Source organism: Arthrobacter sp. BG3 (assembly GCF_056680185.1).
In genome coordinates this window covers 2487956-2512821 of sequence record NZ_CM155270.1, presented here as the reverse complement: position 1 = coordinate 2512821, position 24866 = coordinate 2487956, and the positions used below count along the sequence as shown (strand labels likewise).

The 24866-nt window shown below is 68.3% G+C and carries 22 protein-coding genes and 1 pseudogene; 12 read left to right on the top strand and 11 right to left on the bottom strand.

Annotated features, from left to right (window positions below):
- Positions 1-31: 31 nt before the first annotated feature.
- Positions 32-1150: a PrpF domain-containing protein gene (locus AC1MFL_RS11210; protein ID WP_479809754.1), complete on the bottom strand. Its 1119-nt coding sequence runs from the start codon at positions 1148-1150 to the stop codon at positions 32-34.
- 313 nt (positions 1151-1463) lie between these two features.
- On the opposite strand from AC1MFL_RS11210, the gene AC1MFL_RS11205 reads away from it, so the two are divergent.
- The 3 genes from AC1MFL_RS11205 (at position 1464) to tcuA (ending at position 4274) form a co-directional block, all read left to right on the top strand.
- Positions 1464-2123, top strand: a complete 660-nt coding sequence (locus AC1MFL_RS11205) for a GntR family transcriptional regulator (RefSeq protein WP_479809752.1) — start codon at positions 1464-1466, stop codon at positions 2121-2123.
- Positions 2124-2200: 77 nt separating this feature from the next.
- Entirely contained in the window at positions 2201-2623 is a 423-nt protein-coding gene (locus AC1MFL_RS11200; RefSeq protein ID WP_479809750.1) for a universal stress protein, read from the top strand.
- Between the two features lie 184 nt (positions 2624-2807).
- Positions 2808-4274 (top strand): FAD-dependent tricarballylate dehydrogenase TcuA, encoded by a 1467-nt coding sequence (tcuA, locus tag AC1MFL_RS11195; protein WP_479809748.1) that lies wholly within the window; start codon positions 2808-2810, stop codon positions 4272-4274.
- Positions 4275-4314: 40 nt separating this feature from the next.
- On the opposite strand, the gene AC1MFL_RS11190 is transcribed toward tcuA, so the two are convergent.
- Entirely contained in the window at positions 4315-5055 is a 741-nt protein-coding gene (locus AC1MFL_RS11190) for an alpha/beta fold hydrolase (protein WP_479809746.1), read from the bottom strand.
- Positions 5056-5212: 157 nt separating this feature from the next.
- Between AC1MFL_RS11190 and AC1MFL_RS11185 the strand changes: the two genes are divergently transcribed.
- Complete coding sequence (locus tag AC1MFL_RS11185; RefSeq protein WP_479809744.1) at positions 5213-5851, top strand: GntR family transcriptional regulator; 639 nt, start codon at positions 5213-5215, stop codon at positions 5849-5851.
- Positions 5852-5886: 35 nt separating this feature from the next.
- Here AC1MFL_RS11185 and AC1MFL_RS11180 read toward each other — a convergent pair whose 3' ends face one another.
- The 3 genes from AC1MFL_RS11180 to AC1MFL_RS11170 form a co-directional block, all read right to left on the bottom strand.
- Positions 5887-7929, bottom strand: coding sequence for an ABC transporter ATP-binding protein (locus AC1MFL_RS11180; protein WP_479809742.1), 2043 nt, complete (start codon positions 7927-7929; stop codon positions 5887-5889).
- A complete protein-coding gene (locus AC1MFL_RS11175; protein WP_479809740.1) occupies positions 7926-9659 on the bottom strand; it encodes an ABC transporter ATP-binding protein in 1734 nt (577 codons plus the stop codon). The genes AC1MFL_RS11180 and AC1MFL_RS11175 overlap by 4 nt, the downstream gene beginning before the upstream one ends.
- A gap of 139 nt (positions 9660-9798) precedes the next feature.
- Entirely contained in the window at positions 9799-10716 is a 918-nt protein-coding gene (locus AC1MFL_RS11170; RefSeq protein WP_479809739.1) for a 2-hydroxyacid dehydrogenase, read from the bottom strand.
- Positions 10717-10912: 196 nt separating this feature from the next.
- Here AC1MFL_RS11170 and AC1MFL_RS11165 point away from each other — a divergent pair, with 196 nt between their 5' ends.
- Positions 10913-11827, top strand: a complete 915-nt coding sequence (locus tag AC1MFL_RS11165) for a serine hydrolase (protein WP_479809737.1) — start codon at positions 10913-10915, stop codon at positions 11825-11827.
- 93 nt (positions 11828-11920) lie between these two features.
- On the opposite strand, the gene AC1MFL_RS11160 is transcribed toward AC1MFL_RS11165, so the two are convergent.
- Positions 11921-12088, bottom strand: coding sequence for a hypothetical protein (locus tag AC1MFL_RS11160; RefSeq protein ID WP_192815714.1), 168 nt, complete (start codon positions 12086-12088; stop codon positions 11921-11923).
- A 187-nt stretch (positions 12089-12275) separates the two neighbouring features.
- Here AC1MFL_RS11160 and AC1MFL_RS11155 point away from each other — a divergent pair, with 187 nt between their 5' ends.
- Positions 12276-13112 carry an alpha/beta fold hydrolase gene (locus AC1MFL_RS11155; RefSeq protein ID WP_479809735.1) on the top strand — a complete coding sequence of 279 codons (837 nt, stop codon included), beginning with the start codon at positions 12276-12278 and terminating at the stop codon, positions 13110-13112.
- Between the two features lie 258 nt (positions 13113-13370).
- Here the strand turns inward: AC1MFL_RS11155 and AC1MFL_RS11150 are convergent.
- A pseudogene (locus AC1MFL_RS11150) lies at positions 13371-13952 on the bottom strand (serine hydrolase); the annotation flags it as partial.
- Here AC1MFL_RS11150 and AC1MFL_RS11145 point away from each other — a divergent pair.
- Positions 13891-14106 carry a hypothetical protein gene (locus tag AC1MFL_RS11145; RefSeq protein WP_479815617.1) on the top strand — a complete coding sequence of 72 codons (216 nt, stop codon included), beginning with the start codon at positions 13891-13893 and terminating at the stop codon, positions 14104-14106. The pseudogene AC1MFL_RS11150 and the gene AC1MFL_RS11145 sit on opposite strands and share 62 nt — an antisense overlap.
- Positions 14107-14322: 216 nt before the next feature.
- On the opposite strand, the gene AC1MFL_RS11140 is transcribed toward AC1MFL_RS11145, so the two are convergent.
- Complete coding sequence (locus AC1MFL_RS11140) at positions 14323-14562, bottom strand: hypothetical protein (RefSeq protein ID WP_479809733.1); 240 nt, start codon at positions 14560-14562, stop codon at positions 14323-14325.
- A gap of 297 nt (positions 14563-14859) precedes the next feature.
- Between AC1MFL_RS11140 and uraD the strand changes: the two genes are divergently transcribed.
- The 4 genes from uraD to nboR all read left to right on the top strand — a co-directional run bounded on the left by uraD (position 14860) and on the right by nboR (position 19444).
- Positions 14860-15357, top strand: coding sequence for a 2-oxo-4-hydroxy-4-carboxy-5-ureidoimidazoline decarboxylase (uraD, locus tag AC1MFL_RS11135; protein WP_479809731.1), 498 nt, complete (start codon positions 14860-14862; stop codon positions 15355-15357).
- Positions 15354-15695, top strand: a complete 342-nt coding sequence (uraH, locus tag AC1MFL_RS11130; RefSeq protein ID WP_479809729.1) for a hydroxyisourate hydrolase — start codon at positions 15354-15356, stop codon at positions 15693-15695. The genes uraD and uraH overlap by 4 nt, the downstream gene beginning before the upstream one ends.
- Positions 15696-16044: 349 nt before the next feature.
- The gene (aceE, locus tag AC1MFL_RS11125) at positions 16045-18786 is read left to right on the top strand and encodes a pyruvate dehydrogenase (acetyl-transferring), homodimeric type (protein WP_479815431.1); all 2742 of its coding nucleotides are present in this window, start codon (positions 16045-16047) and stop codon (positions 18784-18786) included.
- 31 nt (positions 18787-18817) lie between these two features.
- Positions 18818-19444 (top strand): nicotine blue oxidoreductase, encoded by a 627-nt coding sequence (gene nboR / locus AC1MFL_RS11120; protein WP_479809727.1) that lies wholly within the window; start codon positions 18818-18820, stop codon positions 19442-19444.
- A 90-nt stretch (positions 19445-19534) separates the two neighbouring features.
- Here nboR and AC1MFL_RS11115 read toward each other — a convergent pair whose 3' ends face one another.
- The gene (locus AC1MFL_RS11115) at positions 19535-20179 is read right to left on the bottom strand and encodes a uracil-DNA glycosylase (RefSeq protein WP_479809725.1); all 645 of its coding nucleotides are present in this window, start codon (positions 20177-20179) and stop codon (positions 19535-19537) included.
- A gap of 93 nt (positions 20180-20272) precedes the next feature.
- On the opposite strand from AC1MFL_RS11115, the gene AC1MFL_RS11110 reads away from it, so the two are divergent.
- Positions 20273-20797 carry a DUF488 domain-containing protein gene (locus AC1MFL_RS11110; RefSeq protein ID WP_479809723.1) on the top strand — a complete coding sequence of 175 codons (525 nt, stop codon included), beginning with the start codon at positions 20273-20275 and terminating at the stop codon, positions 20795-20797.
- A 95-nt stretch (positions 20798-20892) separates the two neighbouring features.
- Here the strand turns inward: AC1MFL_RS11110 and AC1MFL_RS11105 are convergent, their stop codons facing one another.
- On the bottom strand, positions 20893-21876 hold the full coding sequence (locus AC1MFL_RS11105; RefSeq protein WP_479809721.1) for an aldo/keto reductase: 984 nt from the start codon (positions 21874-21876) through the stop codon (positions 20893-20895).
- 86 nt (positions 21877-21962) lie between these two features.
- On the bottom strand, positions 21963-24866 hold the full coding sequence (locus AC1MFL_RS11100; RefSeq protein WP_479809720.1) for a molybdopterin-dependent oxidoreductase: 2904 nt from the start codon (positions 24864-24866) through the stop codon (positions 21963-21965).

Sequence of the window (24866 nt, the reverse complement as noted above, 5' to 3'; positions counted from 1 at the left end):
ACGTCCTTGTGAATGTAAGCCTGCCGCCCGGTCAGTCGCCGGGGACGAGCACTGTTCCTTCGCTGATGACCCTGGCGGACCGTTGGAATGCGACTTTGGTGGGAACCGCTGCGTCCAGTGCCGTCTTGGTGGCACCGTTCAGAAGATGGATCGCCAAAGTGTTTTCGCCGCTATGGTCCGGCTGGGCAACCGCGCAGTTCGCGACGACGGAACCGGCGCGTCCGGAGGCGGCGGCGATGGCGACGGCGCTGGTAAGGCCGATGGCCGGGTGCAGTGCGCCCATGGAGATCATTCGCGCCGAGACCCCGGTTTCTCCGGCCGGCGGCGGACCGACGATGCCCACCTTGGGAATGGAGGTCAGGTGGCTGGGGATGCCCATGACCTTCGCGGCCGCGGCCCGCAGTGCGGGGGCCATGTCGACCAGCTGCTCGAGTTCTTCCGCGCTTTCCTGGCCGGTGAAGCCGAAGTCGCGGGGATCGAAAATCGCCGCCGGCGCTCCGGCGTCGATCAGGGTGGCGTGGAAGGTACGGCCCTGGACGGTGACCTCGTCGATGGGGTTGCCGGTGGGCATCTCCGTCTCGAAGCTGGTCCAACTGCTGCTCTCGAAGATGATGTCCACCGGCACGCCCGGGTAGTACTGCCCCGGGATCTGCCGCGCGCCATAGGTGGGGACTTCCCGTCCGGGGGTGGGAACCTCGCAGACCAGGCTGAGCCCGGTGACCGTGTTGACGATGGTGACCCGGGAGACGCCGTCGGCCGGCGCCACCAGCCGGGCGTGCAGCGCGTACAGGCCCAGGCCCGTGGCGCAATTGCCGCAGTTGCTGTCCCACTCCACCGACGGGTTGTCGATCGCCACCTGGGCGAAGCGGTAGTTCACAACGCCTTCCGCCGCCGCCAGGTCGTCCACGATGATCGCCTTGCTGGTGGTGGAGGACGCGCCGCCGACGCCGTCGATCTGACGAAGGTCCGGCGAGCCGAAGGTGCGGATCAGCAGCCGTTCTACATCCGCGGTGTCCGCTGGCAGGTCGCTCTGGCGGAAGATCCAGCACTTGCTGGTCCCGCCGCGAACCAGTGCCGCCGGAACCTGGGTTACCGATGCGAGGGGGGAGTCCGGTTCCCCCAATTGGACCGTGCCGGTAGGGCTGGTCATGGTGTCTCCTCAATACTGACTGCGTACCGTCACTGGTAGCGGTCGATCGTTGCATGACTTTCGGTACAGTTTCATGAAATTGTCCGCGCTTTTGCTCGAATGTATACCGTTTGCTGAGAACGATCAACAAAAATGTGGGCCGGCACACACTAGTTACCGAATCGTGACATTGGCGACATGCCGCGCCTCACCCGATGTTTACTGAATGCGGCGAATGTATACCGTGTGTTAAAATGGTCATCGACTGTATGGTGAGTTCAATCAGGACCGCCTGATGTTCACAACTTTGGCTGCCACGAGGAGGAGACCAGCGATGAGCAATCCGGCACTCATGAGTCCGTACCTGATGATTCGCAACGCCATCATTGCCCAGGAGTTCCCCCCGAAGGCCCAGCTAGTGGAGACCGCGCTCGCCAAGAAGTACAGCGTGTCTCGCACTCCCATCCGGGAGGCCCTACGCCGCCTGGAAACTGAGGGCCTCGTCGAACGGATCGGCTCCCGCATGCAGGTCCGGGAGTACCGGCCCGAGGAGATGCTGGACCTTTACGAGGTGCGCTCTTTCCTTGAGGAGGCCGCCGCCAAGACGGCCGCCCTGCGGCACACGGACATGGACCTGATGCTGATCGAACGCGCCCACCAGAGCATGGTGGACCTGAAGTTCGAAGAGGCCACCGCGGCCCAGCTGGCCGCTGTGAACCGCACCTTCCACGAGCGCATCTGGGCGGCGAGCCACAGCGCGGCGCTGCTGGATCTGCTGGACCGCATACTGGTCCACTTCATCCGCTACCCCGGCACCACCCTGGCCACGCCGGCCCGCTGGAACCAGGTGCTGAAGGAACACGAGGAACTGGTCGCCGCCATCCGCGACCGGGACGCAGACCGCGCCGGCAAGATCGCCAGCGCCCACCTGGAAGTTGCCAAGAACATCCGGATCGAGATGTACATCGATGCACAGGAGATCCCTGCGCCGTAAACCCCCTGCATGGTCACCCGGTGCCCGCGGGGCATCCGGGAGCACCGCCATGAGTGACTAAAAAAGGAGTTCGACCAGTGTCAGGCATCGTCATCGTCGGCGTCGACGGATCAGAAACAGCCATGCGGGCCGCGCGTACCGCCGCGGACCTGGCCTCGGCCATGGGCGCAACCCTCAACGTCGTCACCGCGTATGCGAGCGACAAAACCGAAGTGGTGGAGATCGCGGGCGAGGACTGGACCGTCTCCGACGCGGACCAAGCGACGAAGGTGGCGCAGCGCGTGGCATTGCTGCTGGGTGCATCGGGCGTCTCCACCACGTATACCGCCGCGCACGGGAAACCCCACGAGGTCCTCATCAGCGAGGCCGAACGCCTCGAGGCCAAGGTCATCGTCGTGGGAAACCGCCGGATGCAGGGCTTGGGACGGGTCGTGGGCAGCGTGGCCAACACGGTCGCCCACAACGCACCGTGCGACGTCTACATCGCAAAAACCAACTGACCACAGCGCGCCCATAGCGGCGGCGCGACGGGATCAGCAGGGAGCTCGACCGGGATGCGGTCGGGCTCCCTGCTGCATTTCGGTAAACCCTAGCGCCGCCCGGGGCGTCATGGTGCGGCACCCTCTTGCCACTTTGCATTCTGTTGTATACATTCGTATCCATACATAGACAGGAGCTAAAACAATGATTGAGAACGTCGACGTTCTGGTGGTAGGCGGCGGCAACGCCGGATTCACGGCGGCACTGGCCGCGGCGGAAAATGGCCGCTCGGTCCTGCTGCTGGAGAAGGCCGAGCGGGAGCGCGCCGGAGGCAACAGCTACTACACGGCGGGCGCCACCCGCATCCCGCACGGCGGGCTGGACGACCTGATCGACGTCGTCGAACCCGACGAACGCCACGCCGTCACGGAGGTTCCGCCCTACACGCAGGAGAACTACCTAGCGGACCTGGAGAAGGTCTCGGGCGGACGCAACGATCCGGAACTCTCCCGGGTGCTGGTGGAGGAGAGCAACGGAACCCTGCGCTGGCTGCAGCGGCAGGGGCTGAAGTACCGGCTGATGTACGAACGCCAGGCCTACAGCCGGCCGGACGGATCGTTCCTGTTCTGGGGCGGCCTGCATGTCGGCAACGTCGGCGGCGGCAAGGGCCTGATGGAGGACCACGCCGCGGCGGCCGAACGCGCCGGCGTCGGCGTCCGCTACGGCCACGCCGTGACCGGCCTGATCGCCGAGGATTCGCGCGTGGTGGGCGCGCGCTACCGCGACGGCGACGGCGTAGAGGGAGAGGTGCGGGCCGGTTCCGTCATCCTTGCCTCCGGGGGCTTCGAGGCCAATCCCGAGATGCGGCGCCGCTACCTTGGCGAGGGCTGGCAGAACGCGAAGGTCCGTGGCACCCCCGGCAACACGGGCGAGATGATCCTCGCCGCCCTTGACGCGGGCGCGGCGCAGGGCGGCGACTGGTCCACCTGCCACAGCGTCGCCTGGGATGCCGGCTTCGCGGAGAACGAGAGCAACTTCGAACTGACCAACCAGCTGACCCGAGGCGGCTATCCGCTGGGCATCGTGGTGAACCAGGCGGGCGAGCGCTTCGTGGACGAGGGAGCCGACTTCCGCAACTACACCTACGCCCGTTACGGCCGGGACGTTCTGCAGCAGCCCGGAGCCGTGGCGTACCAGCTGTTCGACGCCACCACCCGGCCCATGCTCCGCGCCGAGGAGTACGAGATGCCCGGTGTCTCGGTCATCGTCGCCGATGACCTGGCCACCCTGGCCGAGCGTGCGGGCATCGAACCGGCGGGGCTGGAACTCACGGTTGCCGGCTACAACGCCGGCATCGACACCGGCCGGGCGTTCGACCCGAACGTCAAGGACCGGCGGGCGGCCGCCGTCGTTCCGCCCAAGAGCAACTGGGCGCTGGCGCTGGAAACAGCCCCCTTCTACGCGTTCCCCGTCACCTGCGGGGTAACCTTCACGTTCGGCGGGCTGAAGACGGACACCTTCGGACGCGTCTTGAACAACGACGGCGCCCCCGTCCCGGGCCTGCTGGCCTGCGGCGAGGCCCTGGGCGGGCTGTTCAGCGGCAACTACCCGGGCGGAAGCGGCCTCGCGGCCGGCGCGGTGTTCGGCAGGAAGGCCGGCTCAGTCGCCTGAGCCGGGGCTGTTACCGCCGTCGGGTGCCTAGTTTCGGAGTTCAGTCTCGGTGCCCGGCGGCGACGCCGTGGAGGGCTGCGGCGGTGTCCTTCGGGTTGGTCAGCATGGCGCAGTGGTCGCCGCTGATGGTGACCAGCCGGGTGTCGGCCGGAAGGTTGGACAGGGACATGCGCATGCGCCGTTCGGTGTTTTGCCGGTCCTCCCCCGGCCAGATGTAGGTCACGGGAAGACTGGCCAGCGAGCCGGCGGGCAGGTTCCACGGTTCGAAGAGGGGCCCGGCGGGTTGCGGGGTGAGCCGGGAGCGGATGGCCTGCACCGTGGGGTCGTCCGGCTCCAGCGAGGACAGCCAGCGGGAGGCCACCACGGTTTCCGGAACGACGTAGCTGCCGTCCCCGCGCTCGGCGGCTTCCTGCTCGTAGGTGTCCCGGATGGCGGGGTCCAGGGTGTCCGCCCAGGACTGTCCCGGCGTCCGTGCCTGGGCGCTGAGGTAGACCAGGTGCCTGACCTTGTCCGGTCGTTGCAGGGCCGCGGCGGCGATGGGGTGGCCGGCCATGCTGTGCCCGGCCAGGACCACGGGTTCGGGGGCAGCGTCCAGGTGCTTCACCACGGCGGCGACGTAGTCGGCGACGGTCACCGTGTCCCGCGGGGTGCCGTCGTCGCCGTGTCCCGGGAGGTCGAAGGCGGCTGCCTCGGTGCCCAGGGCGGCGAGTTCCGCGATGGTCGCGTCCCAGCACCAGGCGCCGAGCATGCTTCCGTGGACCAGCAGGACGTCGGCTGCCATTCGCGCTCCTCATGTGGGGTGGGCGTCCGGGGGCGGCCGTCCGTCCGGTCAGCCGCACCGCGATTGAATGCAAATGTATACTGCTAATTAGGCAAGGGGAACCCTCTGGCGTTGCCGCAGTGCGGCAGGTCCGGGGTCCCGGTGAGGAGCGTGCGCCATGTTGGACAAGTCGGTCTACAGCCGCCTGCGGGAGGACATCCTGAGTTCGGCGGTGTCCCCGGAGGAGACCCTCACCGAGGTCAAGCTCACCGAACGCTACGGCGCTTCCCGCACACCGGTCCGCGAAGCACTCCAACGGCTGGAGCAGGACGGACTCCTGGAGCGGCGCGGGAAGATCCTCGCCGTGCGGACCCACACAGCTGAAGAGATCGTGGACATCTATGAGTCGCGCATCGTGCTGGAGGAAGCGGCAGCGGCCAAGGCGGCGCGGAAGCGGACGGATCTGGACATCAAGCTACTGCGGACCAAGTACCAGAGCATGCTCGTCCTTGACCCCGGCGACGGCCGCGCGCTGGCCGATGCGAACCGGCAGTTCCACAACCTCATCTGGTCCGCGGCCCACAGCCCCTCGCTGATGCGCCTGCTGACCGGCCTCGATCAGCAGGTCCGCCGGTACACCCTCACCACCCTGACCCACCCGGGACGCTGGGCGGCGGTGCTCGCCGACTACGACGCCCTGGTTGCGGCCATCGACAACGGGGACGCGACGACGGCGGGTGACATCGCCGCCCGGCACATGACCGAAGCGCTGGAGATCCGGCTGCAAATGTACGCCGAAGATCCGCACCGGTTGTAGGGATGTGCTTCCTGCGGCTGCGGGGCGCTCTTTCTCTAAACCTCAGCCACAGGAGCCGCGAACTGGGCCTCGTACAGCGCGGCGTAAGCCCCGCCGGCCTCCAACAACGAAGCGTGTGTCCCCTGCTCCACGATCTGGCCGGCCTCCATCACCAGGATGAGGTCGGCGTCGCGGATGGTGGAGAGCCGGTGGGCAATGACGAATGACGTCCGGTCGCTCCGCAGCGCGCTCATGGCCTTCTGCACCAGCACCTCGGTGCGGGTGTCCACCGAACTCGTCGCCTCGTCCAGGATCAGCACCGACGGCCGGGCCAAAAACGCCCGGGCGATCGTCAGCAGCTGCTTCTCCCCCGCCGAGACATTCCCACCCTCGTCGTCGAGCACCGTGTCGTAGCCCTGCGGCAGCGAGCGGACAAACCGGTCCACGTACGTCGCCTTCGCCGCCTCCAGAATTTCCGCCTCGGAGGCACCGGGCCTGCCGTACGCGATGTTGTCCCGGATGGTCCCGCCGAACAGCCAGGTGTCCTGCAGCACCATGCCCATCCGCGAGCGCAGCTCGTGCCGGGTCATCGCGGTGACGTCCACGCCGTCCAGCGTGATCCGGCCGGCGTCGAGCTCGTAAAACCGCATCATCAGGTTCACCAGGGTGGTCTTCCCGGCCCCGGTGGGGCCCACAATCGCCACGGTCTGCCCCGGCTCCGCCACCAGGCTCAGGTCCGAGATCAGCGGCTTGTCCGGCGAATAGGCAAAGGACACGTCCTCAAACACCAGCCGCCCCCGCGTCGCCGCGGGCGCCTCAGCAACCACAGGGTCCGGCGACTGCTCCTCGGTGTCCAGCAGCTCGAAGACCCGCTCAGCGCTGGCGACGCCGGACTGCAGCAGGTTCGCCATCGAGCCGAGCTGGGCCAGCGGCTGGGTGAACTGCCGCGAGTACTGGATGAATGCCTGCACGTCCCCCAGCTGCATCGCGCCCGAGGCCACCTGCAGGCCGCCCACCACGGCGATCCCGACATAGACCAGGTTCCCGATGAACGTCATGGCCGGCATGATCAGCCCGGAGATGAACTGCGCGCCGAAACTGGCCTCGTACAGCTCGGCGTTCTTCTGCCGGAACCGCTCCTCCACCTCGCGCTGCCGGCCGAAGACCTTCACCAGCGCGTGCCCGGTGTAGGTCTCCTCGATCTGGCCGTTCAGCTCGCCGGTGTTCTTCCACTGCGCCACAAACAGCTTCTGCGATCTCTTGGCGATCACCGTCGTGGTCACCAGGGTCAGCGGAATCGTCACCAGCGCAATGATGGCCAGCGTGGGCGAGAGGATGACCATCATCACCAGCACCCCCGCCACGGTCAGCAGCGAGGTCACGGCCTGGCTGATGGACTGCTGCAGGCTCTGCGAGATGTTGTCCACGTCATTCGTGACGCGGCTGAGCAGCTCGCCGCGCTGCACGGTGTCGAAGTAGCGCAGCGGCAGCCTGTTGATCTTCGCCTCGATCCGCTCGCGCAGCCGGAACACGGTGCGCTGCACGACGCCGTTGAGGATGTACGCCTGCATCCAGCCGAACGCCGAGGCCAGCACGTAGAGCACCAGCGCCCACAGGAGCACGGTGGCCAGCGCGGCGAAGTCGATCCCGGTGCCCGGTGTCAGCGTCATGGCGCTGAGCATGTCCGCCTTCTGGGTTTCCCCCGCGGCGCGCAGCTGCGCAATCAGCTGGGACTGGCTCACCCCGGCCGGCAGCTGCTTGGACACGACGCCGGCGAAGATCAGGTTGGTGCCCTCGCCGAGGAGCCGGGGCCCGATCACCGAGAACGTCACGCTCACGACGGCGAGCAGCAGGACCAGCGTCAGCCACAGCCGCTCGGGACGCAGCTCCCCCAGCAGCCGCTTGGCGGACGGGCCGAAGTTCATCGCCTTCTCGACCGGGATGTTCATCCCGGCGAAGGGTCCGCCGTGGCCGGGGCCGCCGCGGGGGCGCGGAATCCGCAGCGGAGCCTCAGTGCCGGCTCCGGAGGCTGTTCCGGTGCCGGTTCCGGCGGCTGTTCCGGTGCCGGTTCCGGGCGTCCGGGACTCGACCTTGCTCATACCGCCTCCTCCGCCGCGAGCTGCGAGTTCACAATTTCCTGGTACGTTCCCGAGGTCTCCAGCAGCTCCTCGTGCGTGCCGTGCGCGACCAGCCTGCCGTCGTCGAGCACCAGGATCTGGTCCGCGTCCACGATGCTGGACACCCGCTGGGCGATGATCACCAGGGTGGCCCCGGCGGTGTGCTGCCGGAGCGCCTGCCGCAGGCGGGCGTCCGTGGCGGTGTCCAGCGAGGAGAAGGAATCGTCAAAGATGTAGAGCTCAGGCCGTTTCACCAGCGCCCGGGCAATCGCAATCCGCTGCCGCTGCCCGCCGGAGACGTTGGTGCCGCCCTGCGAGATCGGCGCGTCCAGCCCGCCCTCCATCTCCCGGACAAAATCCTCCGCCTGCGCGATGTTCAGCGCCCGCCAGAGCTCGTCCTCGGTGGCGTCCGGCTTGCCGTAGAGCAGGTTGCTGCGCACCGTGCCGGAAAACAGGTAGGGCTTCTGCGGCACCAGGCCGATGTGCCCCCAGAGCAGGTCCGGGTGCAGTTCCCGCACGTCCACGCCGTCGATCCGCACCGAGCCGGACGTCGCGTCGAAGAGCCGCGGCATGAGGTTCACCAGGGTGGTCTTGCCCGAACCGGTGGCCCCGATGATCGCCGTCGTCTGCCCCGCCCGGGCGGTGAAGCTGATGCCGGACAGCACCGGGGCCTCGGCACCCGGGTAGGCGAACCCGACGTCGCGCATCTCCAGCTCGCCGCGGCGCACCGCGCTGCTGACCGGATGCTCGGGCGGCCGGACGCTGGACTCGGTCCCGAGCACCGCGCCGATCCGGTCCGCGGAGACGGACGCGCGCGGGATCATGATGGCCATGAAGGTGGCCATCATGACGGACATAAGAATCTGCATGAGGTAGCTCAGGAACGCAATCATGGTCCCCACCTGCATGGAACCGTCCTCGATCCGGAACGCGCCGAACCAGATCACGGCCACGGACGAGACGTTCAGCACCAGCATCACGGTGGGGAACGCGAGCGCCATCAGCCGGCCGGCACGCAGCGCGGTGTCCGTGACGTCCTCGTTGGCCCTGGCGAAGCGGGCGGTCTCCACGTCCTCACGGACGAAGGCGCGGACCACACGGATGCCGGTGAGCTGTTCGCGCAGCACGCGGTTCACCGTGTCGATCCGGGTCTGCATGAGCCGGAACAGCGGGACCATCCGGGTGATGATCAGCCCCACGGCCACCAGCAGCACGGGCACGCTGACGGCGATCAGCCAGGACAGCTGCACGTCCTGCCGGATGGCCATGATGACCCCGCCGATGCTCAGCATGGGCGCGGTGACCATCAGCGTGGCGGACATCAGCACCAGCTGCTGGACCTGCTGGACATCGTTGGTGGAGCGGGTGATCAGGCTCGGGGCGCCGAACCTGGTGACCTCCTGCTCGGAGAAATCCGCCACCTGGCTGAAAATGGCCCCGCGCACGTCCCGGCCCAGCGCCATTGCGGCCTTCGCACCGAAGTACACGGCGGCGATGGTGCAGGCGATCTGCAGCAGGGTCACCATCAGCATCACGCCGCCGACGCGCAGGATGTAGTCAGTGTCCCCGCGCGCCACCCCCTGGTCGATGATGTCCGCGTTCAGGGTGGGCAGGTACAGCGAAGCGATGGACGCCGCCAGCTGGAAGACGACGACGGCGAGCAGCAGCCGCCGCTGCGGCCGCAGGTACTCGACAAGCAGTTTCCAGAGCATCCGTACTCCAAGCCTTGTGACAGCAGAGTGATCCGAAGGTCAGTTTACGTCCGCTTTGCCGCGACGTTTACTGGGAGTTTGCTGTCAGCGGGAGTGTTTCCCGCCGGCCGTAGCCGGCGGCAGGGGCTGCGCCCGGTCCCTAGCCGTTCAGCACGACGTTCGCCGGGGGTTCGCCCGCCAGCATGAGCTCGATCTGCCGCTGCACGAGCCGGCCCATCCTCGGGCGCATGGCCGAACTGTCCCCGCCCACATGCGGGCTGATGATGACGCCGGGGGTCCGCCACAGCGGGTGGTCCTGCGGCAGCGGCTCTGGATCGGTGACGTCCAGGGCGGCGCGGATCCGGCCGGTGGCGGTGTGCCGGACCAGAGCGTCGGTGTCCGCGACCGGTCCGCGGGCCACGTTGACCACCAGGGCGCCGTCGGGCATGGCGGACAGGAAAGCATCGTCGATGAGGTGGCGGGTGGCGTCGCTGAGCGGGACCCCCACGACCACGATGTCGTGCTCCGGGAGCAGGGTGTGCAGCTCGGCGATGCCGTGGACGTGCCCGCGCGGGTCCGTCCGTTCTTTGCTGGCCACCCGGGTCACCGTGGTCTCGAAGGGCAGGAGACGGTCCTCGACGGCCTTGCCCACGCCGCCGTAGCCGACGATCAGCACGCGCCGGTCCGCGAGGCTGGCGGTGGGCCGGGCCTCCCAGCGGCCCTCCTGCTGGTTTTGCAGCAGCCGCGGGAGCTCGCGCTGGCTGGCCAGGATCAGGGCAAGGGCCAGTTCGGCGGTGGAGGTTTCGTGGACGCTGGCGGCGTTGGCGAAAACCCGGCCCGGGGGCAGCGAGTCGGCGACGCCGTCGTATCCGATCGACTGGCTCTGCACGAGTCCGGTTTCCACCGCCTCCAGGCCCCGCAGGACCTGCGTGCCGCCCATGTAGGGCGGGACCACAATGTCGAGGCGCGGCCGCGGCGGCTCCCCGGACAGGTCCCACTCCAGGACGGTGACGTCGGGGTGGGGCTGAAGGTACTCCCGCAGGGTCGCGTCCGGCAGGCTTACAGTAATTTTCGGCATAGCTGACAGCCTAATGGTGGTTCCGCCGCGGGCAGTGTCAACGCCGTGCCAGCGCAGTGCCAGCCACGCCCGTTCCCGCCCCCAGCTGGGAGTTTGCCCTCAGCTTTGGCTTGTCCCGCGCGGCCTTTGGACATGCCCCGCGGTCCGGCATACATTGCAGGAACCCCTCCCTTTGTGACGTGAAAGGTCCTGCTCCATGAACACCTCGGGACCATCCGGTCCGGCCTCCGATTCCCGCCACACCCGGAGGAACCTGCTCCTGGTCTGGGCGTCCACGGCCCTGCTGCTGCTGGGTCTGGTGACGCTCGCCGTCGTCCGCACCGGTCCGGCCCCGGGGACGGACTTCCTCGCCGGCCCCCATGACCAGCGGCCCGAGCACCCAGCGGCCGCCCCGGGCACGCATGCCCCGGAGCCACAGGCCAAGCCGGCTGCCAACCTCGACGCCGAGATCCAGCGGATCCTGGCCGAGAACTCCGGCTACCGGATCGGCGTCGCACTGGTGGACACCCGCGGCGGCGAGCCGCGCAGCTACGGCGACGGGTCCGAGTTCGTGGCGGCCAGCACCGCCAAGATCATCACGGCGGCCGCCTACTACCATCTGGTGGAGACCGGCGAGAAGTCGCTGGACGTGCCGCTGGGGAGCTTCGATGCCGCGTTCCAGGTCAAGGCGATGGTCAACGCCAGCAGTGACGACTCCTGGCTGTTGCTGATGCAGGACATCGGCTACCCCAGACTGATCGAGTACGCAGCGTCCATCGGGATCAGCTACGACCCGGAACAGAACATGCTGACGCCGGCCGAAATGGCGTTACTGCTCCGGCAGCTGTCCACCGGGAAGCTGCTCAACGCGGAGCACACGGAGGAACTGCTCGGCTACATGCAGCAGACCAACAACGAGCGGCTCATTCCGGCCGCCGTCGGCCCGGACGTCACGGTGCAGCACAAGTACGGCGAGTTGGAGGGCTATGTCCACGACGCCGCCGTCCTGACGTCCGGCGGGCGCTCCTACACCCTGGCCATCTACTCCTGGGGCGAGGACGGCGAAAGCGAGGAACGCCTGGCCGTGATCCACGAGCTGACGGAAGCTGTCACAGGCGCGCTCCTGTCGTAGCACCGCCGTCAACGGTGGCGCTGCTGTTTAACGGGCAAAGCCCCCGCTGCACGATGTGCAGCGGGGGCCTTGCGTCCAGCTGGAGAACCGGTCTTAGCGGCCGAAGAGCTTGGCGAAGAAGCCGGTCTTGGTGCTGACTTCACCCTCGTGACCCTTGCAGCGGTCGGCGCTCTTGACGCCCCGCATGACCTGATCGACGTGCTGGCCACAGCCAGCCCAAGTGGTCTTACCGCACTTCTTGCATGCAACCTGTCGGCACATCTGGTTCTCCTTTTGGTAGGTCCTTAATATAACTATACCCCCAGGGGTATAGTCCGCCAAATGCGGCCCCGGGGAACACCCTGTTGCCGGGGCTGCGTTGGTTCCCTACAGTGGCACCGTACAGTGGCACACCGCTGGGCCGCTCCCGAAGGACTGACATACGAACCGTACCGAGAGGACCGCTGACATGGCTTACGTCAAGGTTGGAACCGAGAACAGCACCGACATAGAGCTCTACTATGAGGACCACGGGGCCGGACAGCCGGTGGTCCTGATCCACGGCTACCCGCTCGACGGATCCTCCTGGGAGAAGCAGACCACGGCCCTGCTGGGTGCCGGCTACCGCGTCATCACCTACGACCGCCGCGGCTTCGGCCAGTCCAGCAAACCCACCGACGGCTACGACTACGACACTTTCGTCGCAGACCTCGACACCCTGCTCACCACCCTGGACCTGAACGACGCCGTGCTGGTGGGCTTCTCGATGGGAACCGGCGAGGTGGGCCGCTACCTCGGCACCCACGGTTCGGCCCGGGTGGCGAAGGCGGTGTTCCTCGGCTCGCTGGAGCCCTACCTCCTGCAGGCCGACGACAACCCCGGCGGCGTGCCGCAGTCAGTGTTCGACGGGCTGCTGGAGGCTGTGACGACCGACCGCTACGCTTTCTTCACCGAATTCTTCAAGAACTTCTACAACAGCGACACCTTCCTCGGCACGCCCCGGCTCAGCGAGGAAGTCATGCGGGCCGGCTGGAACCTCGCGACCTCCGGCGGCCCCACCGCCTCGGCTGCCGCCCAGCCGACCTGGCTGACCGACTTCCGCGCCGACATCCCCAAGATCGACGTCCCCGCGCTGATTGTCCACGGAACCGCGGACAACATCCTGCCCATCGACGTCACGGGCCGGCAGTTCACCAAGGCCCTGCCCAGCGCCGAGTACGTGGAGATCGAGGGCGCCCCGCACGGCATGCTCTGGACCCACGCCGCCGAAGTCAACGAGATCCTGCTGGGGTTCCTGGCGAAGTAGGTCCAGGACCCTGGCCCCGCCAGCCGGCCGGACGGACGCTCCGGGGCTTGCGCGCCATGCGTCGGCCGGCCGGACGGACGCTCCGGACCGCGAAAGCGACGCCGCCCCGTCGGGGCTGCCCGCCCCGTCCGCCACGGCTGCCGTCACCTGGTGGATGATTTCCGTCCGCTCGGGCACGCTGCTCAGGTCCTCACCTTTGGTGTAGACGACGAGGGCGTATGCGCTGCCGTCCTTGGCGAGGATGCCGGCGTCGTGCAGTTCCCCGCCCAGCAGTCCGTACTTGTGGAACACGGTGATGCCGGCGGGGACGGCCGCGGGGATGAGCGATTCGTAGTTGGTGCCCTGCATATAGGAGAGCAGCTGCGAGGTGTCCTCCGGGTCCAGCAGAGTTCCGGAGTACAGACCGGCCAGGATGTGCGCCATGTCCGCGGGGGTGAGCGTATTGCTTTCGGGGCTGTAGTCCACACCCATCGAGGCCGCGTACTCGGACAGCTCCTCGTGGCCCACCGCGTCCATGATCAATGACCAGGAGTCGTTGTCGCTCTGCTGGATCATTGCCTGCAGCTGGAATTCCGCGGTGTAGGCCCCGAGCGGATCCTCGAGGGAGGCGGCCCCGGCTTCCACGAGGTGGTAGTAGGCTTCGGCGGCCAGGACCTTGGCAGTGCTGGCCGCGACGAATGCCGCCGGGACACCGTATTCGTGGACATCACCGGTCCCGTCCGTGCCGTCCGACAGGTCGAGGAGGGCGACGCTGATCTGGTACCCAGGGTTGGCGGCGATGATGCTGTTGATCTCGCCGTCCAGGTCAGCGTCGATGGCTCCCGCGGCTGCGGCCGGCAAGGCTGCAGCCGGCGCCGCAGCGGCTGCAGACCCGGTTGCCGGCGCCGTTGCCGGCGCTGGCGTCTGGCCGCTCAGCCCGGTCACCGACGCCTGGCTGTTCGACTGGCCCGCAGCCTGGAGGGCCGCCGTCGAACGCGTCTGCGCGGCGGAATAGGAGCCAGCACCGAGCGCCACCGCCAGAGCCGCGGCGCACAGCGCCACCAAGGCTGCGCGGGTCCGGCGGAACGCCCGGAAGCGCTGCCGGAAGCCCGCGCTGCCGGCGTGGCGGTAACGGGGCTGCCGTGGCGTGCGTTCTTCCATAGTTGCCCAAGCTAGCCACGCCAGCTATGCCGGAGCTATGAATCAGCTGTCACCGCACCCAGCACTGGGGTTAGGTCTCGTCGTCCCACAGGCCGGCGTCCGCGGCGTCTTCCGGCTTATCCTCCGCCTCGGGATCACCCGGACCGACATAGGCGGCGGGCACCGTCCCTGCGGCCTGGGTCAGTTGTTCCTCCCGGATGCTGCCGGCCCGGCCGGGTTCGGCGTGTGGCTGGTAGGCCTCGACGGCGTCCGGGTCGCCCGGCCCGCGCAGGCCGGCCGGATCGTTGCTCGGTTCATTCGGATCGCTCATAACACTGCCTTTCATCCGCGGATCGGTCCCTCCCCACACTAACGTGGGGAGCGGTTGGGCGGACGGGGCATGGGAGCGGATGGGCGGGCGGACGGCGGGACGGCGGCGGGACGGCCGGGTGGCGGCGGGACGGCCGGGTGGCGGCGGGACGGCCGGGTGGCGGCCCGGAGTTGACACCCGCCGGTGGGTACGGTTGACTTTTTGCATATGCTGAAATAACAGTTCCATGATGCGGAATGAAATATCCGCATAGCCCTACACCGTGGATGCCAGCATCGAAACACAAGGACCTGCCTCATGCACCTTGAACAGTTCAACGCGGCCGGCCGCACGGAGGCTGCCGATTCCCTGCGCCCCTGCCTGGATATCCAGCGCTGGATCGACGAACTCGCCGACGAGCGGCCCTACCCGAGCCTCGAAGCACTGCTTGAGGCGGGACACGGCGCAGCCAGCCCGTTCACCCCGGAAGAGCTCGACGCGGCCCTCGCCCACCACCCCCGGATCGGCGAGCGGGCCAAGGGAAACAGCGCCGAAGCCAGGCTGTCCCAGGCGGAACAGGCCGGACTCGGCGAGGCCGACACGGCCGTCGCGAAGGCCCTGGCCGAGGGCAACCGCGCCTACGAGGAGAAGTTCGGGCACGTGTTCCTGATCCGCGCGGCCGGACGCAGCCGCGAGGAGATCCTGGCCGCCCTCACGACACGGCTCGCCCACACCCCGGAAGAAGAACTGACAATCATTGGCCAGCAGTTGCGGGAGATCGCAGTGCTCCGACTTGAAGGACTGATGGGCCGATGAGCATGTCCCACATCACTACACATGTACTCGACACCGGCTCCGGCAAGCCTGCGGCGGACGTCCCGGTCACGCTCCACGTGCTCGACGGCGAACGCTGGGTCCAGATTGCCGAGGGCGCCACGGATGCGGACGGACGCATCAAGGAGCTGGGGCCGGACCGGCTGCCCTCGGGAACCTACCGTCTGGCCTTCGACACCGGAAAGTACTACGCCGCCAGCGGCACGGAGACGTTCTTCCCCGAAGTGGTCCTGACCTTTGGCGTAGCGGAGTCGGAGGCCCATTACCATGTGCCGCTGCTGCTGAGCCCGTTCGCCTACTCCACCTACCGGGGCAGCTGAGCCTCGAATCTGCGGAGCCTGGCGCAGGCTGCGACCGCAGGAGATCCTGTCCGGACCCAAGCTTGCCGGCACGGCGACCGCAACGAATGCAATTAAGCGGCAAGACCGGCCTTAGCCCGACTGGGCCACGACCCCGCCGCCGCACCCGCGGCGGCGCAGCCCCTGCGGCTGACCGAGCTCCCTTCCGCAATGCCGGCCAGCCACCAGGCCGGAGACCCCTTGGCACCAATTGTGACCGGCCGGCCGTCTTGACGCGCGGATCGCTGCCTAGATAATCTCGAAATGCAAGAAAGTTTTCTCACAGAATGAAAACTTGAGCCGACCATTCAACGACGAAAAGAGGTTGGACGTGGCTGCAGGAGAAGAGACCTCCCATATCCTCAGCGGGTTGACTAACCAGCTGCCTGATCGTGATCCGGAAGAGACCGCCGAGTGGCTGGAGTCCCTGGATTCGCTGATTCAGGATCAGGGCACCGAGCGTGCCCAGTACATAATGCGCAGCCTGCTCCAGCGGGCCGGCGCGCAGAGTGTGGGCGTTCCGATGGTGACCACCACGGACTACGTCAACACGATCCCGGTGGACCAGGAAGCGCCGTTCCCCGGGGACGAGGAAATCGAGCGGAAGTACCGGGCGTGGCTGCGGTGGAATGCCGCGGTGATGGTGCACCGGGCGCAGCGGGCCGATATCGGCGTCGGCGGGCACATCTCGACCTATGCCGGGGCCGCGACCCTGTACGAGGTCGGGTTCAACCACTTCTTCCGCGGCAAGGACCACCCCGGCGGCGGGGACCAGGTCTTCTTCCAGGGCCATGCCTCCCCCGGCATGTACGCCCGGGCCTTCATGGAGGGCCGGCTCTCCGAGGAGGACCTGGACGGGTTCCGGCAGGAGAAGTCCAAGGAAGGACATGCCCTCTCCTCCTACCCGCACCCGCGGCTGATGCCGGAGTTCTGGGAGTTCCCCACGGTCTCGATGGGCATCGGGCCGATGAACGCGATCTACCAGGCCCAGTCCAACCGGTACCTGCAGAACCGCGGCATCAAGGACACCTCCGACCAGCAGGTCTGGGCGTTCCTGGGTGACGGGGAAATGGACGAGCCCGAGTCCCGCGGCCTGCTCCAGCTCGCCGCGAACGACAAGCTGGACAACCTCAACTTCGTGATCAACTGCAACCTCCAGCGCCTTGACGGGCCCGTGCGGGGCAACGGGAAGATCATGCAGGAACTCGAGGCGTTCTTCCGCGGCGCGGGCTGGAACGTCATCAAGGTCGTCTGGGGCCGGGAGTGGGATGACCTGCTGGCCAAGGACGAGGACGGCTCGCTCGTGAAGATCATGAACGAAACCGTCGACGGGGACTACCAGACCTACAAGGCCGAGTCCGGCGCGTTCGTCCGCGAGCACTTCTTCGGGCAGACCCCGCAGACCAAGGAAATGGTCCAGGACCTCACCGACGACCAGATCTGGAACCTCAAGCGCGGCGGCCACGACTACAACAAGGTCTACGCCGCGTACAAGGCCGCGACCGAGTTCAAGGGCAAACCCACCGTCATCCTGGCCCACACGGTCAAGGGCTACGGCCTGGGCACGCACTTCGAGGGCCGCAACGCGACGCACCAGATGAAGAAGCTCACCCTCGCGGACCTCAAGGCCTTCCGCGACCACCTGCGCATCCCGATCACCGACGACCAGCTCGAAGCGGACCTCTACCGGCCCCCGTACTACCACCCCGGCATGGACTCCCCCGAGATCCAGTACCTCATGGAACGCCGCCGCGCGCTCGGCGGCTTCGTCCCCGAACGCCGCCCGGACCACACGCCCGTGGAGCTGCCCGATCCCAAAACCTACGAGGTCGCCAAGCGCGGGTCCGGGAAGCAGCGGGCCGCCACCACCATGGCCTTCGTCCGCCTGCTCAAGGACCTGCTCCGGGACAAGAAATTCGGACACCGCATCGTCCCGATCGTTCCGGACGAATCGCGCACCTTCGGCATGGACGCATTCTTCCCGACGGCGAAAATCTACAACCCCGACGGCCAGGGCTACCTCTCCGTGGACCGGGACCTGGTCCTCGCCTACAAGGAATCGGCCCAGGGCCAGCTGATCCACCCGGGCATCAACGAGGCCGGCGCGGTGGCCGCGTTCACCGCCGCCGGCACGTCCTACGCCACCCACGGCGAGCCGCTGATCCCGATCTACGTCTTCTACTCGATGTTCGGTTTCCAGCGCACGGGCGATTCCTTCTGGGCCGCCGCGGACCAGATGACCCGCGGGTTCATCATCGGTGCCACCGCCGGGCGCACCACGCTGACCGGCGAAGGCCTGCAGCACGCCGACGGCCACTCCCCGATCCTGGCCGCCACCAACCCGGCCGTTTTGACCTACGATCCGGCCTTTGGCTACGAAATCGGCCACATCATCCGGGACGGCCTGGAACGGATGTACGGCCCGGCGTCCGCGGACCGGAACCTGATGTACTACCTCACGGTCTACAACGAGCCGATCTTCCAGCCGGCCGAACCCGAGAACCTCGACGTCAACGGTGTGCTGAAAGGCATCCACCGGGTGTCGGCGTCGGACCTGGAAGGGCAAAAAAGCCAGATCCTGGCCTCCGGCGTCTCGGTGCCCTGGGCCTTGGAGGCCCAGCGGATCCTCGCCGAGGACTGGGGCGTCTCCGCGGACGTCTGGTCCGTCACGTCCTGGACCGAGCTGCGCCGCGACGGGCTCGCCGCCGAGGAAGAAGCCTTCCTCAACCCCGGCCAGCCCGCCCGCGTCCCGTTCGTGGCCCAGCAGCTCGCCGGCGCCACCGGCCCGATCGTGGCCGTGACCGACTACATGAAGGCCGTCCCGGACCAGATCCGCCAGTTCCTGCCGCACCAGTTCGCCTCGCTCGGCGCGGACGGCTTCGGCTTCTCCGACACCCGCGCCGCAGCCCGCCGCTTCTTCAAGAACGACACCCACTCCATTGTGGTGAAGACCCTGCAGCTGCTGGCCTCGCGCGGGGAGGTCGACGGCGGCGTGCCCGCCTACGCGATGGACCGGTACAAGCTCCTGGACGTCAACGCCGGGACCACCGGCGGAGCGGGCGGCGACGCCTGACCCGCGGTGTTAGGGGCGTTAGGGTGGGCAAATGAGCGACAGCGGAGCAGTGAGCCCGAGCCGGACCCCAGGCACGACGGCGGTGCTGCTTGCCGCCGGCGCCGGCACCCGGCTGGGACTCGGACCCAAGGCGCTGCTCCCGTTCCGCGGCCGCTCCCTCGTGGAAGTTGTGGCCGACGTGCTGCTCGCAGGCGGCTGCCGGGAAGTGGTGATTGTGCTCGGGGCCAACGCGGCAAGGGTCCGGTCTCGCACCGACCTCAGCCAGCACCGGGTCATCGAGAACCCGGACTGGGACACCGGAATGGGCAGCTCGTTCCGGCTCGGAATTGCCGCGGCGGCCCCTGGGGACCACGTGCTCATGGCGCTGGTGGACCAGCCGGGGCTGACAGCTTCGACCGTCGCCCGGCTGCTGGCCTCCCACCTGCCAGGCCGGGTGACGGCGGCCGCCTACCGCGGCCCGGAAGGAAAGCTGCACCGCGGACATCCGCTGCTTCTGGATGCCGGCCTGCGCGCTCCAGCCGCGGAATCGGCAACGGGCGACGCCGGGGCACGCCTTTTCCTGCAGGCCCACCCGGAGCTGATCGACCTTGTGGACTGCAGCGACCTTTCCGGCGGCGAGGACCTCGACACCCCGGACCAGCTGCACCTCCTCGACTAGAACCAAGCCGCCCTCGCCGAACCACAACGCGGGGTCAGATCCGGCCCAAAAAGCACCCCAGCATGGGCCGGATCTGACCCCGCGTTGGGTTTAGCGGGAAGGGCCGAGCAGCTCTTCGAGTCCCCTCTTGAATCCGGCCCGGCCGCCGTGGGCGGGATGCCTGATCTTTGGGACATCCAAGCCGCGCCGCCGCAGGCTGCGGTGCGCCACGTTGCCCACAGCCACCACCGTTTCGATGGCGAATTCCTCCTCCAGAGCCTGCCAAAACGGGGTTCCCAGTGCCGCTTCGGCGGCGGTGGGAGTGCGGTTGGACAGCGGCCGACCAGGCACATGGGTATGCCAGGGGCAGGCACTCCAGAGCAGCGGCAGGAACTCCAGCTCGGCCAGCACCTCCCACATCACCGTGGCCGTCGGTTCGGCCGCAATCCCCGCAGCTTCCGCCGGCAGCACATATCCCTTGCCCGGCCCGAACAGCCCGAAGCTGTTGGCGGGACCTAAGAACATCGTGCGGTTGGTGAAGGGAACTCCGGTGATCCCCATACCCCGGAAGCCGGGGGCTTCCCCCAGCAGCAGTACCTTCGGGGAGCGCTCCAGCATTTCGCGCAGGTAGATCGCCAGGTTCCGCCGGCGCAGGGCGTTTCCGGGCACGGCGTGGTCGAAGAAATTGTTGCACCCCGGCCCCGTTTCCACGGCCGCGAGCCGGTCGATAAAGCCCTCGATGAAGGATGAAGTCATTCGGTGCCCGTTCCTTGGCAGCTCATAGGTCAATCAGACTATCCGGCCGCTTCGCCGCCGGCACAGGCTGCAGCGCCGCTTTAGCATGGGGGCATGGCGGACATGACCATCTTCACCGTGGGGCACTCCACGCATCCGATCGACGAGTTCATCGGCATCCTGAAGGCCCACGGCATCAGGAAGCTGGTCGACGTGCGCACCGTCCCGAAGTCGCGGCACAACCCGCAGTTCAATGCCGACGCCCTGGCGGCGAGCGTGCGGGCCAGCGGCATCACCTACCGGCGGATGGCATCCCTTGGCGGCCTCCGGCACGCCCGGAAGGACAGCCCCAACGGCGCCTGGCGGAACGCGTCGTTCCGGGGGTACGCCGACTACATGCAGACCGGGGAATTTTCCACGGCGATCGCCCAGCTGCTGGAACGCGGGCGGACCAACAATCTGGCGATCATGTGCGCGGAAGCCGTCCCGTGGCGCTGCCACCGCTCGCTGATCGGGGACGCGCTCCTGGTCCGGAACGTCGAGGTGCTCGACATCATGACGGACAAGTCGGCCAAACCCCACACCCTCACCTCGTTCGCACGCGTTGAGGGAGACCGGGTCTGGTACCCGGCAGGCTAGCGTCGCGCACGCCCAGCACAACGCGGGGTCAGACCCGGCCCATGAATCACGCCAGCATGGGCCGGATCTGACCCCGCGTTGGTTTGGGAAAGGGGCTACCAGCGGGGGTGGATCGATTCGCGGAAGTAGCGGTCGTAGATTTCGTGGACGCCGACGTCGAAGGTTGCATCGATGCCGCTGACACCCGCCGCTTCGGCGTTGGCGCGGGCCTGGTCCGGGTTCCGCGCGCCGGGGATCACCGTGCTGACGCCCTCCTGCGCCGCGATCCAGGCGATGGCCGCCTGGGCGGTGCTGACGCCGTCGGGCACCAGTTCCTCGAACTCGGCCACCGCTTTGAGGCCCTGCCCGAAATCCACGCCGGAGAAGGTCTCCCCGGCGTCGAACGCCGAGCCGGTGCGGTTGTAGTTCCGGTGGTCGTCCGCGGCGAAGGACGTGTCCGCGGTGTACTTGCCGGACAGCAGTCCCGAGGCGAGCGGCACCCGGGCGATGATCCCGACGCCGGCAGCCTGCGCCGCGGGCAGCACCACGTCCAGCGGCTTGAGCCGGAAGGCGTTGAGGATGATCTGCACGGTGGCCGTGCCGTCGTGGCGCATGGCCTCAAGCGCTTCGTCGGTCCGCTCCACGCTGACGCCGTAGTTCCGGATGGCCCCCTCGGCCACGAGCGTGTCCAGCGCGTCGTAGACTTCGGCGTTGCTGTACACCGCGGTGGGCGGGCAGTGCAGCTGGACCAGGTCCAGCTGCTCCATGCCCAGGTTGCGCCGGGATCGGTCGGTCCACGCGCGGAAGTTGGCGAGGTTGTAGTTCTCCGGCAGCTGCTCCGCCCGGCGGCCCATCTTCGTGGCCACCGTGATGTCCAGGCCCGGGTTGCCGGCCAGGAATGCGCCGATGGCCTGTTCGCTGCGGCCGTCGCCGTAGACGTCGGCAGTGTCAAAGAACGTGACGCCGGCGTCCACGGAGGCGGCCAGGATGGCCTGCGCCTGCGCCGGATCGACGTTGCCCCAGTCCGCGCCCAGCTGCCAGGTCCCCAGTCCGACAATGGAGACGTTCCGTCCGGTCTTGCCCAAGATTCGCTGTTCCATCATCCGACTATAGGCCGGAACCCAAACGCGGGGTCAGCTACGGCCCAAGAAATCCCACGACATGGGCCGTACCTGACCCCGCGTTGCTAGTGGCGGGAGGGGGTGCGGCCGGCTTCCTTCAGGGCCAGGTAGATTTTGTCCCGGGCGATGGGCAGCTCCGCGAACCTCACCCCCGTGGCGTTCCGGATGGCGTTGGCCAGCGCCGGTGCCACCGGATTGAACGGGCTCTCGCTCATCGACTTCGCGCCCAGCGGTCCCAGCTTGTCGGACGTGTCGGCGAAATACACCTCGCTGCGCGGCACGTCCGCGAAGGACGGGATGTGGTACTGCCGGAGGATGTCCGTGGTGACCCGTCCGGCACCGTCCACCCTGACCTCCTCATACAGGGCCGCGCCGAGCGCCTGCGCGATGCCGCCCTCGATCTGCCCGCGGCACTGCCGCGGGTTGACCACCACGCCGGCGTCGGCGGCCTGGACGCTCTGCAGGATCCGCAGCTCCCCCGTCCCGGTGTTCACGGCCACCCGGAAACCGTGGACGTTGAACGCCACCGACCGCGGGGTCCCGCCCCAGTGCCCCTCGGCGGAGAGTTCGACGCCGGCCGCTGCGGCGGCGTCGAACAGTTCCGCCAGCGGCACCCGGGTTCCCCCGCAGCTGACGGCGCCGTCCTCCAGCACGCACGCGGAGGACTGGACCTGGCGGATGCCGGCGGCGAAGGCCCGGATCCGCACCGCGAGTTCCTCGGCCGCGGCCAGGGTGGCCTTCCCTGCCACCACCGTCCCGGCCGAGCCGAATGCGCCGGAATCGTGGTCCACGAGGTCGGTGTCCGACTGCCGGACCGCGATCCGGCCCGCGGTGGTGGACAACGCGGTGGCGGCGAGCTGGGCGTGCACCGTGGTGGTGCCGTTGCCGAATTCCGCGGTTCCCACGTCCACCTGGTAGGTCCCGTCGGGCAGGAGCCGGAGCCGGGAATGCGCGAAGTGGCCCCGCGGCGGGACGGTGTCGATCATGGACAGCGCCGAGCCCTCGCCGGTGACCCAGTCCGGTCCGAGGTCCCCGAGTCCGGCGGACCGGTAGAGTTCCCGGCCGCGTCCCAGGGCGTCCTGCACCAGCCGCGTGCACTGGTCCAGCCCGTAGCTGCCGTAGAGCACGTCCTCTTCCGGGTCGGGGTGGGTGGAGAGCATGTCGTCACCCTCGCGGACCATGTTGCGGCGGCGGAACTCCATCGGGTCCATGCCGATCCCGGCGGCAAGCTCGTCGACGGCGGACTCGATCGCGAAGATCATCTGGCTCAGCCCGTAGCCGCGGAAGGCGCCGGAGGGCACGGTGTGGGTGTAGACGGCGTGCGCGTCGACCTTCTTGTTGGCGCAGTTGTAGACGCCGAGGGATTCCCCGCAGCCGTGGAACATCACGCCCACGGAATGGTTGCCGTAGGCTCCGGCGTTGGTCAGCACGTCCAGCTGCAGGGCGGTCAGCTGGCCCGCGTTGCTGGCGGCCGCCTTGAGCCGGATGGTGAACGGGTGCCGGGTGGTGGAAGCCGTGAACTGCTCGGTGCGGGTGAATTCGAGCTGCACCGGGCGCCGCAGTTTCAGCGCGGCCAGGGCGACGATGTCCTCGGTGAGGACTTCCTGTTTGCCGCCAAAGCCGCCGCCGACCCGTCCCGCCACGACCCGGATCCGGTCCTCCGGCAGGCCGAAGATCCGGCCCAGGGTGCGCCGGACCAGGAAGGGCACCTGGCTGGAGGTGCGGACCTGGAGCCGGCCGCCGTCGTCGATCGAGGCGATGGCGGCGTGGGTCTCCAGTGCGGTGTGCTGCACGCGCTGGGTGCGGTAGGTCTGCTCGTGGATGAAGTCCGCTGCCGCGAAGGCCGCCGCGACGTCGCCCAGTTCGGAGTGCAGCTCGGCCACGACGTTCCGTTCCGGTGCGCCGATGCGTGCGGTGGCGGCGTCCTTGTCCCCGTGGACCAGCGGGGCGCCGGGGCGCATTGCGTCCTGCGGCGTGAACACGGCGTCCAGCACCTGGTACTCCACCTTCAGCGCCCGGACACCGGCTTCCGCCGCGGCCACGGTGTCGGCGGCGACGGCGGCAACCTTCTGCCCGACAAACCGGACGACGTCGTCCAGCACCCGGGTGTCGTCCGGATCGTCGGTGTAGTGCTCGTGCTGCGCGGTGGAAAACAGCTGCGCGGGTGCGTCCGCGTGGGTGAAAACCGCCGCCACGCCGGGAATCCGCAGGGCGTCCGTGGCGTCGACGGACAGCACGCGGGCGTGGGCGTGCGGGGAGCGCAGCAGCTTCAGGTGCAGCAGCCCCGGAAGCTCCGACGCCGGAACGTCCAGAGTGAAGCGCGCCGTGCCGGTGACGATCGTCAGGCCCGCGGGCGCCGGGACGTCGTCGCCGAGCTGGCCGGGACGCGGATCGCGCTGGCCCTCGCCGGCGGTCCCGGACCCCGGCCCCGCGGGGCCGGGGTGGCCCTCACGGTCCGGGGGGATGGATTCGCCGTGCGCGCCCTCCCCCCAGACGGCGTCCGCAATGGCCCGGTAGCCGGTGCAGCGGCAGAGGTTCCCCTTGAGGTTCCGGGGCAGGTCCGCCTGCTGCTCGTCGTCGAAGGTGGCCGCCGTCATCAGCATGCCGGCGGTGCAGAATCCGCACTGGAAGCCCTGCCGGTCCAGGAACTGCTGCTGCATCGGGTGGAGGGCGCCGGAGGGCGCAGTCAGGTCCGCGTCGCTCCCCCCGGAGGCACCGCAGGTGCGGGCAAGCCCTTCGATGGTGGTGACGGCGCGCCCCTCGGCCCGGACGGCCGGATAGATGCAGCTGTGCACGGGGGTGCCGTCCACGTGGACTGTGCAGGCGCCGCAGTCGCCGCCGTCGCAGCCCTTTTTGACGCCGAAGTTGCCCTGTTCGCGCAGGAAGGTGCGCAGGCACTGGCCGGGACGGGGTTCCGCCTCGGCCGGGACGCCGTTGATTTCGATGGCTCGGTCGGACCGGTTGGACAT

What these genes read in the sequence shown, in the direction of transcription:
- AC1MFL_RS11210 (WP_479809754.1), bottom strand. Translation starts at nt 1,150, where the DNA reads ATGACCAGCCCTACCGGCACGGTCCAATTGGGGGAACCGGACTCCCCC.
- AC1MFL_RS11205 (WP_479809752.1), top strand. Translation starts at nt 1,464, where the DNA reads ATGAGCAATCCGGCACTCATGAGTCCGTACCTGATGATTCGCAACGCC.
- tcuA (WP_479809748.1), top strand. Translation starts at nt 2,808, where the DNA reads ATGATTGAGAACGTCGACGTTCTGGTGGTAGGCGGCGGCAACGCCGGA.
- AC1MFL_RS11190 (WP_479809746.1), bottom strand. Translation starts at nt 5,055, where the DNA reads ATGGCAGCCGACGTCCTGCTGGTCCACGGAAGCATGCTCGGCGCCTGG.
- AC1MFL_RS11185 (WP_479809744.1), top strand. Translation starts at nt 5,213, where the DNA reads ATGTTGGACAAGTCGGTCTACAGCCGCCTGCGGGAGGACATCCTGAGT.
- AC1MFL_RS11180 (WP_479809742.1), bottom strand. Translation starts at nt 7,929, where the DNA reads ATGAGCAAGGTCGAGTCCCGGACGCCCGGAACCGGCACCGGAACAGCC.
- AC1MFL_RS11175 (WP_479809740.1), bottom strand. Translation starts at nt 9,659, where the DNA reads ATGCTCTGGAAACTGCTTGTCGAGTACCTGCGGCCGCAGCGGCGGCTG.
- AC1MFL_RS11170 (WP_479809739.1), bottom strand. Translation starts at nt 10,716, where the DNA reads ATGCCGAAAATTACTGTAAGCCTGCCGGACGCGACCCTGCGGGAGTAC.
- AC1MFL_RS11165 (WP_479809737.1), top strand. Translation starts at nt 10,913, where the DNA reads ATGAACACCTCGGGACCATCCGGTCCGGCCTCCGATTCCCGCCACACC.
- AC1MFL_RS11160 (WP_192815714.1), bottom strand. Translation starts at nt 12,088, where the DNA reads ATGTGCCGACAGGTTGCATGCAAGAAGTGCGGTAAGACCACTTGGGCT.
- AC1MFL_RS11155 (WP_479809735.1), top strand. Translation starts at nt 12,276, where the DNA reads ATGGCTTACGTCAAGGTTGGAACCGAGAACAGCACCGACATAGAGCTC.
- AC1MFL_RS11145 (WP_479815617.1), top strand. Translation starts at nt 13,891, where the DNA reads ATGATGCTGTTGATCTCGCCGTCCAGGTCAGCGTCGATGGCTCCCGCG.
- AC1MFL_RS11140 (WP_479809733.1), bottom strand. Translation starts at nt 14,562, where the DNA reads ATGAGCGATCCGAATGAACCGAGCAACGATCCGGCCGGCCTGCGCGGG.
- uraD (WP_479809731.1), top strand. Translation starts at nt 14,860, where the DNA reads ATGCACCTTGAACAGTTCAACGCGGCCGGCCGCACGGAGGCTGCCGAT.
- uraH (WP_479809729.1), top strand. Translation starts at nt 15,354, where the DNA reads ATGAGCATGTCCCACATCACTACACATGTACTCGACACCGGCTCCGGC.
- nboR (WP_479809727.1), top strand. Translation starts at nt 18,818, where the DNA reads ATGAGCGACAGCGGAGCAGTGAGCCCGAGCCGGACCCCAGGCACGACG.
- AC1MFL_RS11115 (WP_479809725.1), bottom strand. Translation starts at nt 20,179, where the DNA reads ATGACTTCATCCTTCATCGAGGGCTTTATCGACCGGCTCGCGGCCGTG.
- AC1MFL_RS11110 (WP_479809723.1), top strand. Translation starts at nt 20,273, where the DNA reads ATGGCGGACATGACCATCTTCACCGTGGGGCACTCCACGCATCCGATC.
- AC1MFL_RS11105 (WP_479809721.1), bottom strand. Translation starts at nt 21,876, where the DNA reads ATGGAACAGCGAATCTTGGGCAAGACCGGACGGAACGTCTCCATTGTC.
- AC1MFL_RS11100 (WP_479809720.1), bottom strand. Translation starts at nt 24,866, where the DNA reads ATGTCCAACCGGTCCGACCGAGCCATCGAAATCAACGGCGTCCCGGCC.